Source organism: Halomonas sp. AOP5-B2-8 (genome assembly GCF_052376475.1).
Classification (GTDB): domain Bacteria; phylum Pseudomonadota; class Gammaproteobacteria; order Pseudomonadales; family Halomonadaceae; genus Vreelandella; species Vreelandella casei.
In genome coordinates this window covers 47,457-59,006 of the sequence record NZ_JBQSVS010000006.1, presented here as the reverse complement: position 1 = coordinate 59,006, position 11,550 = coordinate 47,457, and the positions used below count along the sequence as shown (strand labels likewise).

The following is an 11,550-nucleotide window of genomic DNA, read 5'->3' as shown; positions in this document are numbered from 1 at the left end:
ATGATGTGAGCCAGTGCTTATGCACCCTAGTTCAATACGCCGGCAAGTATAAACCCCCTGTGGGTAACCGTCAGGTTTTTCCACACCCCTTCAATTTGAATAGCCTTTATTAATAACAATATAAAAATAAGATAAGAGAAGTTCTGTAAATGTAGTAACTATTAGTGTGGACAATTTCTGTGCATAAGCAACTAATTCATTTATTTTTCAATATATTACATTGTTGACTTCTACATGTTTGAATAGCGTATTGCCTGGGCAGAAGCGGTGTTACTCCTGTGGATGAAATACCCCTTTATCCACAGCACCAATTCTACACGGCTTATCCACCGGCCTATACCTTGGTTGTTACCGCACCTGTGAACATCCAGTACATGCCTGTTAACAAATGCTAAGAGATCCCTATGGCAGGCCTGATAGACGAGAAGTGGATAAACGAAAAAAAACCTTATCCACAGGCAAAAAAAAGCCTGTCACGAGGACAGGCGGGTAAAAAAAGCAATTTAGCGACCGTTTAAGACGTCATTAATGTCGAATTAGCGCTGAAAATATCGATTCGATCTAGTGTTTTAACACTCGTGCAAGGAAGGATTGAGTGCGCTCATGTTGAGGCGTATCAAACAGCTTTTCAGGCGGTCCCTGCTCTGCAATTTCACCCTTATGGATAAAAATAACGCGATCTGCGACTTCTCGGGCAAAGCCCATTTCATGGGTGACTATTACCATCGTCATCCCTTCTTTAGCGAGTTCACGCATAGCGTCCAACACTTCACCAATCATTTCGGGGTCAAGTGCCGATGTAGGCTCGTCAAACAGCATTAGCCGCGGTTCCATGGCCAAGGCACGTGCCAGTGCGACACGCTGCTGCTGGCCGCCAGAGAGCTGGCTTGGGTACTTATCGGCCTGATCTGCAATACCTACACGGTCAAGCAGACGTTTGGCACTGATAACAGCATCAGCGCGGCTAGCGCCGCGTACTTTCATCGGTGCTAACGTAACGTTGTCTTGTACGCTGAGGTGGGGAAAGAGGTTGAACTGCTGAAACACCATACCGACTTCAGTACGAATGGTTTGTAACGCTCTGGTGCTTTTTCCATTGGGCAAGAGTTCGTTGTTATCAACAGTAAGACTGCCTGCCTGAAACTCCTCAAGACCGTTGATACAGCGAATCAGGGTCGATTTACCTGAACCGCTGGCACCAATAATCACGACCACTTCACCAGGAATAATGTCGAGATCAATGTTGTTGAGTACGTGCAGGCTGCCAAAATGTTTATTGAGCTTCTGCATACGCACAATTGGCTGCGTTGTGTTGTTCAATGTTTCGCTCATTGTGCGTGTCCTTATTGTCCGGCCAGACCTCTACGCTCAAGCTGGCGTAGTAAGATTGAAAGGGTCCAGGTGATCGCTAAATACATCAGTGCGACCATGAAGTAGACCTCAAGGGCGGTGAACGTAGTGGAAATGTAGATTTGTCCCTGACGTACCAGTTCGCCAACGCCAATCACTGAAAACAGCGACGTGTCTTTAATACTGATAATGCCTTGATTACCAAGTGATGGAATCATCCGGCGGAAAGCTTGGGGCCAAATCACATAGCGAAAGGCTTGGGTACGGGAAAGGCCCAGTGATAGCGACGCCTCCCGCTGGCCACGCTCAATCGATTGAACGCCGCCGCGGACAATCTCAGAAATATAGGCGCCAGAGTTAACGGCAATGGCAGCAATACCCGCAACAAGCGCATTAATAGGGCTACCCAACAGCTGTGGTAAACCATAAAAAATGAACAGTACCTGGACAAGGATAGGCGTGCCGCGAAACACCTCAACGTAAAAAATAGCCGGCCAACGTAGCCAGCGCAGGCGGCTCAGCCGCAGCAGGCCAAAGAAAATGCCGATAAAAAAACCAATTGCCAGGCCGCCAAATGAAATAAGTAACGTCCAGGGAATGCCAGGTAGCAGGTATGGAATAGATCCAAACGCTGCCGACCAATCAAACTGAAAATTGACGTCCACGCGTAGACTCCTGAAACAAAAAAGATGAGAAAAAACACTTGAGAAACGCAGCAGGGCCGGGGGCTATGGCCACCCGGCCCTGTTATGATGCTATGCGGTTAGCGAGTCTTTAATCTCACTCTTCGCTGGGCGCTTCACCAAACCACTTTTGATAAATTTCATCGTAGGTACCGTCTTCTTTCATCGCGGCAAGCGCTTCATTGGTAGGTTCTACCCACTCGCTGCCTTTATGAAAAACGATACCGTACTGCTGACCTTCGTAAAGCGGTCCAACGACTTTCGTGCGCCCTTCACCACGGGTTTGTGAGAAGTAAGCAACGTTAGGCGCATCGTAGAACACCGCATCGACGTTACGGCCTAATAGCGCCATATACATATCACTCATAGCAGGGAAAGGAGTGATATCGGCATCTTCCCCTAGCTCAGCTTGTAGGAAGTCGTAGCTGGTGGAACCAATCCGCGTAGCGATAGGCAGTCCCGCGAGGTCTTCGATGCTTTCTACATCGTTGTTGTCAGCGCGAACAATAATCTGTAGACCTGAATCATAGTAAGGGTCTGAGAAGTCAACTATCTCAGCGCGCTCTGCAGTAATGGTCGTACCGGCGATGGCGATCTCTTGGCTGCCTGTTTGTACGGCCGGGATAATGCCAGCAAATTCCATTGTGGTGAGATTAACTTCAAAGCCTGCACGCTCAGCCACTTCGTTGATGATGTCCATATCAAAACCGGTCATTTCACCCGTTTCTTGATCCATCATCTCAAAAGGCACGAAGCTTGGGTCGGTCGCTACGTTTACTTTCGGTAAGTCAGCCATGGCAGCAGTGGTGCCGGCTAATCCAAGGGCTAGCACAAGCGTTGTTTTAGTGAGACTGAGTGGTAGCGCTACTTTCATAAGTTTCCCCGTGTTTTATGTGGCCTGTCATGGCTTTCCAAGCGATTTTTGTCGTTTGGAAAAGCCTTAAGGCTGTTATTGACCTATTAACCTTGGCGAGAAACCGACAAGGCGTCAAGTCACGGGGTGAGCTTTGAGCCAACGCTGTTTAGACCATAAAGGAAGCGCCACAGCCGCAGGTAGCGGTAGCGTTAGGGTTTTGCACGCGAAAACGAGCGCCTGCAAGCCCTTCTTCATAATCGACGGTGGAGCCGACTAAATATTGATAAGACAGCGGATCGACCACTAAGGAGGCATCTCCAAATGCGATGACGGTGTCATCCTCGGCAACGTTTTCAGCAAAATCGAAGCCGTACTGAAAACCAGAGCAGCCACCGCCGGTGACGTAGACGCGTAGCTTTAGAGATGGATTATTTTCTTCTGCAATCAGTGCATTAATGCGCTTGCGTGCACTATCAGACAGCAGTAATGGGGTCGGAACAAAGGCTTCTGCACCGCTCATGGGTACCTCCCGCGAGCTTAAAGAACGAATAAATCGGCATTGGGGGGTGATTATGGGTAATTCCCAGCAAATTGGTCAACTATTGCTGGGAATTAGTCGAACGTTAAGGCATCAGTGCAGGCGCTGTTAATCCCATGTTTTCATCAAAGCCAAACATTAAGTTAAGGTTCTGAATCGCTTGGCCTGAAGCACCTTTGACTAAATTATCAATCACCGATAGCACCACCACAGTATTGCCATTGCCAGGACGATGTACCGCTAGCCTGCAGGTGTTGATACCTTTGACACTGCGCGTTTCGGGATGGCTCCCGGCAGGCATGACATCAACGAACGGCTCGTCGGCGTAGCGCTGTTCAAACAGTGCCTGTAAATCGCCTGGCTCAGCGGTTAACTGGCCGTAAAGCGTGGCGTGAATACCGCGAATCATGGGCGTAAGGTGAGGTACAAACGTCAACCCGACCGAGGCATGACTAATATCCTTAAGGCCCTGGCTAATTTCCGGTAAATGGCGGTGACCCGACGCACCGTAAGCCTTCATTGATTCACTGGCTTCTGCGAGTAACGATCCCACTTTTGCGCCGCGGCCCGCGCCGGTAACGCCGGATTTACAGTCTGCAATCAGCTGTTGGGGATCAATCAAGCCCGCTTCCAATAGCGGTAGATAGCCTAACTGCACGGCCGTGGGGTAGCAGCCGGGTACCGCAATTAAGCGTGCGTCTTTAATTTTTTCGCGGTGCATTTCTGGCAGGCCGTAAATCGCCTCTCCCAGTAGCGCTGGCGCCCCGTGGGGCTGCTCGTACCAGCGGCTCCATTCATTGGCATCGCGTAGGCGAAAGTCAGCCGATAAATCGATGACGCGGGTGCCATTGTCGAGCAGTTCACCCGCTAGGGTGTGAGCAACGCCGTGGGGCGTGGCAAAAAATACCGCATCCATGGCGCCTAGCTGCTTGGCATCCGGCTCGCTAAATGCCAGCGTGTCGTAATGGCCGCGCAGATTAGGGTACATATCGCATACTTTGATGCCCGCCTCTGAGCGCGAGGTAATCGCGGCGACGTTGACGTGGGGGTGCTGGGCGAGCAGCCGCAGTAGCTCAACGCCGGTATAACCGGTACCGCCAACAATGCCGACCTTAATCACAAATAACTCCTTGCGGGTTTGCAAAACAGATTTTAGAAAAAAATGTAAATTACTTTTGACCTGAGTATTGATAGCAACAGCCTAAGCGGATTGCTGCGGGCTGTCTAAGCGTATCGGGCTATGATACACAAGAGGATGAAGACACAAGAACACTAAGACTAACCCAAGACATAGAGTACCAAGGCAAAAAAACAAGGAAGGTCGTCGTGGCGCGTTTTTCCCGTTCGGATTTTACTCTAGAGAGCTTTCGTCGCCAGTTGGCCAATGTCGATGCCCTTCCACAGCTTTGCTTGCTGGGGCTCGTCTCTGGGATTATTACCGGCGCGGTGATGGTGGCGTTTCGCCTGCTCTTGGAAACAGGCGCGGCGCTGTACATGACCGATGGCGACCCTGAAGCCTTTGAAAGCATGGCGCCTTGGCTGCGTACGCTGCTTCCACTCGTGGCGGTTACCTTAGTGGGTGTTTTGCTGTATCGGCAAAAGCCTGCCGCGCGCAAGCTAGGTGTTGGCCATGTAATTGAGCGGCTTTCCTACCATCAAGGTCGCTTTCCTCTGCGTAACTGGCTTAATCAATGGTGGGTCGGCGTCATTTCTGTGCTTGGCGGGCTATCCGCTGGCCGCGAAGGGCCTGCTATTCATTTAGGCGCCGCGGCAGCAAGTGGCTTAGGCCAACAGATGCGCTTACCCAATAATAGCTTAAGAGTTCTAGTAGCGTGCGGTACCGCTGCTGGCATTTCCGCTTCATTTAATACGCCTATCGCCGGGGTCATCTTCGCCATGGAAGTTGTCATGATGGAGTACACCCTGATGAGCTTTATGCCGGTCATTTTAGCCTCTACGATGGGCGCGCTGATGGCACAGCTTGCCTATGGGAATGAGCCGGCTTTTCGTATTCCAGAAGTAGTGCTTGGTTCGTTAATGAACCTTCCTTGGATTGTGCTCACCGGGCTATTTATCGGCTTGCTGGCGGGGCTATTTATTCATATTTCGCGCAGTCAGCGGATACAAGCCTGGCCGCTTTGGCTGCGTTTAGGGCTAGTCGGCGTAGCCACGGGTGCTGTTGCCTGGTGGTTTCCGCAAGTACAGGGCATTGGTTACGACAGCGTGGCGGCTGCGCTCAATAATCAGTTGGAAATTAAAGTCCTGCTGGCGCTAATGATAGCCAAGCTATTACTGACGGCGCTGACCGTTTCTGGCGGAGTGCCAATCGGTATTATCGGCCCCGTGCTAGTCGTCGGCGCAGCGACAGGCGCGCTGTTTGGGCTGTTGGGCGGCTGGCTGTGGCCCGATAAAGCCGCTGACCCGGGTGTTTATGCCATGCTAGGCATGGCTGCGATGATGGGGGCGGTGTTGCAAGCGCCGCTGGCAGCGTTGATGGCGCTTTTGGAGCTGACGCATACGCCGAGTATTATGCTACCCGGCATGTTGGTGGTGGTCGTTGCGTGTCTCACCTCGCGTCAAATTACCGGCTGTGAAGGCTTTTTTATTAGCTCGGTACGCTATGGTTTGCACCCTTTGCAGCAACCACTGATGCAAGCGCTCTCAAGAGTATCAGTACCCGCCGTGATGGAACGCCAACTGGTGCGGACTGAGCGAATGATTACCTCTGATCAGGCGCGTTTGCTGCTCGAAACTAATCCGGTATGGCTGGTGATCGAGCGTTCAAGCGAGGAAAAACCGGTGCTGGCGCTTAAAGCTGCAGAGCTTGCACGCTGGTTGCTCGAACATGATGAAGCGCTTAGCGATCAACCACCGCCGGACGATGAGTTGATTGATTTGTTAGAAATCCCCGGGCAGCGCTTAGAATTGGCGCCGATTGGACTGCAGGCAACGCTTTCTGAAGCCTTTCTAAAACTTCAAGATAATGCGCTAGGGGCACTGTATGTCGTTCATGGTTATCGCCCTAAGCAGCAACGGATTTCAGGTATTATTACCCGTGGTGCTATCGAACGTTATTATCACTACTCAGAGCCCCGCGGTGCTGACCCCCGTGAAAACGATTTACAAGAGAAAGATTCATCAGTTAAGGAGCGATAATGTATCTATGGGTGAAGGCTATTCACTTAATGGCCGTGGTGACCTGGTTTGCTGCACTGTTCTATTTGCCTAGGCTGTACGTTTATCACGCTACCGCACGGGATAATGGCGATGACCAGGCAATGAGCTATTTTAAAACCATGGAACGCAAGCTTTACCGCGGCATCATGACGCCGTCTATGATTGTGGTGTTAGTGTTTGGCGGTTGGATGCTTTACTTGGTGCCGGCATGGTTTAGCCAAGGGTGGATGCACGCTAAGCTGGCCTTAATAGTGGTTCTAATTGCCTATCATCACGTTTGTTTGATTTATTTAAAGCAGTTCGCTCAGAATCGCTGTACCAAAAGCCATGTGTTTTTTCGCTGGTTTAACGAAGCGCCCGTCATTGTGCTTATCGCGGTTGTGTTACTCGCGGTTGTGAAACCCTTTTGATGCGCCAACCGCTTCCTCCCGTTGTTTTGGTGCTGGCTGGACATGACCCGACTGGCGGTGCGGGTTTAATTGCTGACAGCGAAGCTATTTCGGCATGCGGTGGTTGGGCTGTCACTATTCCCACCGCGCTGACGATACAAAATTGTCATAATGTGACTAGGGTGATACCTGCTGACTCTAACGCAATGCGTCAAATGGCCGAGGCGATGAGCGAGATGCAGGTCGCGGCCATTAAGATTGGCTTGCTTGCCGATGAAGCCACGCTGCGTGCGGCGGAGCAAATTATCCGACGGTTTCCGGGCATTCCCGTGGTCGCCGATCCGGTATTTAGAGCAGGCGGCGGAACTGAGTTATCCACACCCGATTTACGGCAGCTATTTATTGATCGCGTGCTACCGCTTGTGGATATCTTAACGCCCAATCGCGCGGAGCTCGCTCAGTTAACGCCGGGTATCGCCACCCCTTACGACGATACCTCGCGTGCAGTGGCGCTGATGTCTCAAGGGTGCCAGGCAATTTTAGTAACGGCCACCGATGAACCATTACCGGGCAACGATCACCAGGTAGTCCACACATTGCATTCGCCAGAGACCACTCGCCAATGGCAGTGGCCGCGGCTGCCCGAACAGTTTCACGGCTCCGGTTGCACGCTTGCTTCAGCTATTGCCGCACGCTTGGCTGTGGGTGAGCGCTTACCAACTGCCTGTGAGCAAGCTCAGCACTTTACTTGGGAAAGCTTGTCTCAAGGCTTTCAGCCACCCAGTGGCCAGTGCTTGCCTAACCGCTTTTCACAGGCTGTCCGCTTTTGATCCTATCTTCTGTACGCCTTTTATTTAGAGGATGTCATGACCACATCAGCTGAACTATTCGATCTAGCGAGCCGCCATATTCCTGGCGGCGTAAATTCGCCTGTCCGGGCATTTAAAGGTTTGCACCGTCCGCCGGTTTTTATGGAGCGCGCTCAGGGCGCCTTCCTGTTTGACGTTGAAGGGAACCGCTATGTGGATTACGTGGGCTCCTGGGGACCAATGATCACAGGGCATGCCGATCAAGACGTACTGGCAGCCGTTCGAGCTCGTTTGGATAATGGCCTTTCGTTTGGCACCCCGACGGCGGTAGAAACCACCATGGCGGACCTCATCTGCGAGATGATTCCCTCTATGGATATGGTGCGTATGACTAGCTCTGGCACCGAAGCCACTATGTCGGCTATTCGCTTGGCGCGGGGCACCACCGGGCGCGATAAGATTGTTAAGTTTGAAGGTAATTATCATGGTCACTCGGACTCGCTGCTGGTAAAAGCCGGCTCAGGGGCACTTACCCACGGTGAACCTAGCTCACCAGGCGTGCCTGCTTCACTGGCGGAGCATACGATCACTCTGTCGTATAACGACCCTGAAGGGGTTGAGGCGTGCTTTGCTGAGATTGGCGATCAGATTGCCTGCATAATCGTTGAGCCAGTGGCTGGCAACATGAACTGTATTCCACCCCAGCCAGGCTTCTTAGAAACACTGCGAAGAGTATGCAATGAACACGCTAGCGTGCTGATTTTTGATGAAGTGATGACAGGTTTTCGTGTGGCGCTGGGCGGTGCACAGGCACACTATGGCATTACCCCGGATCTGACCTGCCTGGGTAAAATTGTCGGTGGCGGCATGCCGGTGGGCGCATTTGGTGGCAAGCGCGAGATTATGCAGAATATTTCTCCCATGGGTCCTATATATCAGGCAGGCACGCTGTCCGGTAATCCACTGGCGATGGCGGCGGGAATAGCTCTACTGACGAAGCTTCAGGTACCGGGTTTTCACGATGCGTTAACCCAGCGGGTTAACACATTGTGTCAGGGGCTGCAAGAGCGCGCCAACGCTGCACGTGTACCAATGATGACGCAATCAGCTGGCGGTATGTTTGGTCTCTTCTTTACCTCTCAACGTCGTGTGGATAACTTTGCCCAAGCCACGGCATGTAATCCAGATGCGTTCCGCCGCTTCTTTGGCGCGATGCTAGATCACGGTGTTTATCTGGCCCCTTCTGCCTATGAAGCGGGTTTTATGTCGAGTGCTCATACCCCGGAAGATATCCAGTTCACCCTGGATGCAGCAGAGAAAGCCTTTGCAGTTATGTAACGGCAAGTAACGTAAAGCTCGCTATACCACAAGAGCCGCTCATTACGAGCGGCTCTTGTGGTAAACGAGGTATCACAATGCAACGACCAACGGCTTGGCGATATGCGATGTGTGCGGCGGGGCTAATAGCATGCGCCCCACTGCTGGCGTAGTCGTCTCAGGAGCAGACTATGAATGAGATCCATATCAGCATGAGCGGCTCTCCAGGCGCAGAGTTTTCAGCCCACTGGCGTATTACCCATGAGGGCGAAACGACGGAGCATATCGAAGAGCGTGGGACCGTACCTGCCGAGTACACGTTTATCGGTACTGAACTGGAAGGTGCCGTTAAACTGTTGAGTGATGATGAGCAACTGGACGTCGACATTCAAAAAGGCACTAACCGTACTCGTTCTTCTACCCAAGGGGTGGGAGGCACGTTAACGCTCGTGATGCGGTAGGGATATCTAAATATCACCGTATTAATTTATCTTAAATTAGCGTGTTCTAACCTATCTTTTTCTAAGATACGTTCAGTAACATTTTGTTGGCTTTTGATACGGCGGATGAGCGCGTAAACTGACGCTCTAATGTCTGGAGTGTTTGTCATGTCATCAGCCAATACCCTTGTTCTGGCGAGTGGAAATAGCGGAAAGTTAAGAGAATTCAATCAATTACTTTCACCTTTAGGCTTTGATGTTCGCCCTCAAGCAGATTTTGGGGTTATTGATGTCGAAGAGACAGGGTTAACATTCGTAGAAAATGCCCTGCTCAAAGCCCGTGAAGCGAGCCTTATTAGTGGTTTGCCCGCGCTATCGGACGATTCTGGCCTCGAAGTGGACGCATTGAATGGTGCGCCGGGTATCTATTCCGCGCGCTATGGCGGCGAGCCAAAAAGTGATCAAAAAAATAATGAGACGTTATTAGCCGCGTTAAACGATTGTGCGGAAGGTCAGCGCAGTGGGCGCTATTGGTGCGTACTGGTTTACTTGCGCCATCCTAAAGATCCGGTTCCGGTGATCGTACAGCGCAGTTGGGAAGGTGAAATTCTTGCTCATCCGCGGGGCCAGGAGGGGTTCGGCTATGATCCCCTTTTCTGGCTACCGGATCAGGGAATGAGTGTTGCCGAGCTGCCCAGCGAAACTAAAAATCGCCTTAGCCACCGAGGCCGCGCGCTTCAGGGCTTGGTGGAGTTGCTGCAGGTGGCGCATGGCTGACACGCTGCCGCCGCTATCGCTTTATATCCACACCCCTTGGTGCGTACGTAAATGCCCCTATTGTGATTTCAATTCCCATGAGCCAGGTTCGCACGGCTTTACGCCGAAAGCGTTGCCTGAAGATGCTTATCTTAAGGCGCTGTTACAAGATCTGGATGGCGACCTTGCATTAGCCGCTGAGCGGGAAATACAGACTATTTTTATCGGCGGTGGGACGCCGAGCCTGCTTTCGCCACTGTTTTATGATCGTTTACTGACAGAAATCAAGCACCGGCTGCCTTTTGCTAACGATATTGAAATTACCTTAGAGGCCAACCCAGGCACTACCGAGCAAGAACGTTTCACTGGCTATCGTAATGCGGGTATTAACCGCTTATCGCTGGGTATTCAGAGCTTCCAGCCCGCCCAATTACATGCTCTTGGGCGCATTCATAGCGGCCAAGAAGCCGTGACAGCGGTTACCCAAGCGCGGCACGCTGGATTTACCAATATCAATATTGACCTCATGCACGGTTTGCCAGAGCAAACGCCTGAGCTTGCAATGGATGATATTGAGCAAGCCTTGGCCCTAGCCCCACAGCATCTTTCTTGGTATCAACTGACTCTAGAACCGAATACCGCCTTTCATTCTAATCCCCCGTTATTACCGGAAGAGGAGGCGCTTTGGGATATTCAGGACACAGGGCACCAGCGTTTAGAGCAGGCAGGATTTGAACGTTACGAGATTTCGGCTTACGCCACTGCTAATCATCAAAGTCGTCATAATCTTAATTATTGGCAGTTTGGTGATTATTTAGGCATTGGTGCAGGCGCCCATGGCAAGCTTAGCCACATTGATCAAGATAAACAGTGGAATATCGAGCGGCGCTGGAAAACTCGCCAGCCTGATGCCTACCTTAAACGTATGGACGATTTGCGCGGTTTTGTGGCAGGCAAGCAGTTAATAACAGCAGATGAACTGCCCTTGGAGTTTGCCATGAACGCTTTACGGCTGACGGAGGGTGTTACGCTGGGTACGTGGACAGCTAACACAGGGCAGTCACATACTTTGTTACTGGAGCGTTTACAGTCCGCCGATAAAAAAGGACTTTTGATGCAAATGCCTGAAAAACTGCGTGCATCGCCTCAAGGTCTATTATTCTTGAATGAGTTGCTGGCATTAATTGGCGATGATTGATAAGTAATAAACCAACTATCTTTTAAGAAACAAACGA

The 11,550-nt window shown here is 51.3% G+C and carries 12 protein-coding genes; 7 read left to right on the top strand and 5 right to left on the bottom strand.

All coding sequences use genetic code 11. The features are described 5' to 3' along the window. Positions 1-561 precede the first annotated feature (561 nt). From ACT3RP_RS14540 to argC, 5 genes are all read right to left on the bottom strand, one after another. Positions 562-1,332 carry an amino acid ABC transporter ATP-binding protein gene (locus ACT3RP_RS14540; RefSeq protein WP_176483348.1) on the bottom strand — a complete coding sequence of 257 codons (771 nt, stop codon included), beginning with the start codon at positions 1,330-1,332 and terminating at the stop codon, positions 562-564. 11 nt (positions 1,333-1,343) lie between these two features. Continuing rightward, positions 1,344-2,015, bottom strand: coding sequence for an amino acid ABC transporter permease (locus tag ACT3RP_RS14535; RefSeq protein ID WP_096276738.1), 672 nt, complete (start codon positions 2,013-2,015; stop codon positions 1,344-1,346). 115 nt (positions 2,016-2,130) lie between these two features. Continuing rightward, on the bottom strand, positions 2,131-2,907 hold the full coding sequence (locus ACT3RP_RS14530; RefSeq protein WP_096276735.1) for a transporter substrate-binding domain-containing protein: 777 nt from the start codon (positions 2,905-2,907) through the stop codon (positions 2,131-2,133). Positions 2,908-3,055: 148 nt separating this feature from the next. Beyond that, complete coding sequence (erpA, locus tag ACT3RP_RS14525; RefSeq protein WP_441672486.1) at positions 3,056-3,409, bottom strand: iron-sulfur cluster insertion protein ErpA; 354 nt, start codon at positions 3,407-3,409, stop codon at positions 3,056-3,058. A gap of 103 nt (positions 3,410-3,512) precedes the next feature. After that, the gene (argC, locus tag ACT3RP_RS14520; RefSeq protein WP_096276731.1) at positions 3,513-4,547 is read right to left on the bottom strand and encodes an N-acetyl-gamma-glutamyl-phosphate reductase; all 1,035 of its coding nucleotides are present in this window, start codon (positions 4,545-4,547) and stop codon (positions 3,513-3,515) included. Between the two features lie 206 nt (positions 4,548-4,753). Between argC and ACT3RP_RS14515 the strand changes: the two genes are divergently transcribed. The 7 genes from ACT3RP_RS14515 to hemW all read left to right on the top strand — a co-directional run bounded on the left by ACT3RP_RS14515 (position 4,754) and on the right by hemW (position 11,513). Beyond that, on the top strand, positions 4,754-6,583 hold the full coding sequence (locus ACT3RP_RS14515) for a chloride channel protein (RefSeq protein WP_441684357.1): 1,830 nt from the start codon (positions 4,754-4,756) through the stop codon (positions 6,581-6,583). After that, positions 6,583-7,014, top strand: a complete 432-nt coding sequence (gene hemJ, locus ACT3RP_RS14510; RefSeq protein WP_096276727.1) for a protoporphyrinogen oxidase HemJ — start codon at positions 6,583-6,585, stop codon at positions 7,012-7,014. Before ACT3RP_RS14515 ends, hemJ begins: the two co-directional genes overlap by 1 nt. Next, the gene (gene thiD / locus ACT3RP_RS14505) at positions 7,014-7,823 is read left to right on the top strand and encodes a bifunctional hydroxymethylpyrimidine kinase/phosphomethylpyrimidine kinase (RefSeq protein WP_441684356.1); all 810 of its coding nucleotides are present in this window, start codon (positions 7,014-7,016) and stop codon (positions 7,821-7,823) included. The genes hemJ and thiD overlap by 1 nt, the downstream gene beginning before the upstream one ends. Positions 7,824-7,859: 36 nt before the next feature. Continuing rightward, positions 7,860-9,140, top strand: a complete 1,281-nt coding sequence (gene hemL, locus ACT3RP_RS14500) for a glutamate-1-semialdehyde 2,1-aminomutase (protein WP_096276723.1) — start codon at positions 7,860-7,862, stop codon at positions 9,138-9,140. 170 nt (positions 9,141-9,310) lie between these two features. Beyond that, complete coding sequence (locus ACT3RP_RS14495) at positions 9,311-9,580, top strand: hypothetical protein (protein WP_444672291.1); 270 nt, start codon at positions 9,311-9,313, stop codon at positions 9,578-9,580. Between the two features lie 147 nt (positions 9,581-9,727). Further along, the gene (gene rdgB / locus ACT3RP_RS14490) at positions 9,728-10,336 is read left to right on the top strand and encodes an RdgB/HAM1 family non-canonical purine NTP pyrophosphatase (RefSeq protein WP_483394051.1); all 609 of its coding nucleotides are present in this window, start codon (positions 9,728-9,730) and stop codon (positions 10,334-10,336) included. Then, on the top strand, positions 10,329-11,513 hold the full coding sequence (hemW, locus tag ACT3RP_RS14485; protein WP_441684353.1) for a radical SAM family heme chaperone HemW: 1,185 nt from the start codon (positions 10,329-10,331) through the stop codon (positions 11,511-11,513). Before rdgB ends, hemW begins: the two co-directional genes overlap by 8 nt. Positions 11,514-11,550 lie beyond the last annotated feature (37 nt).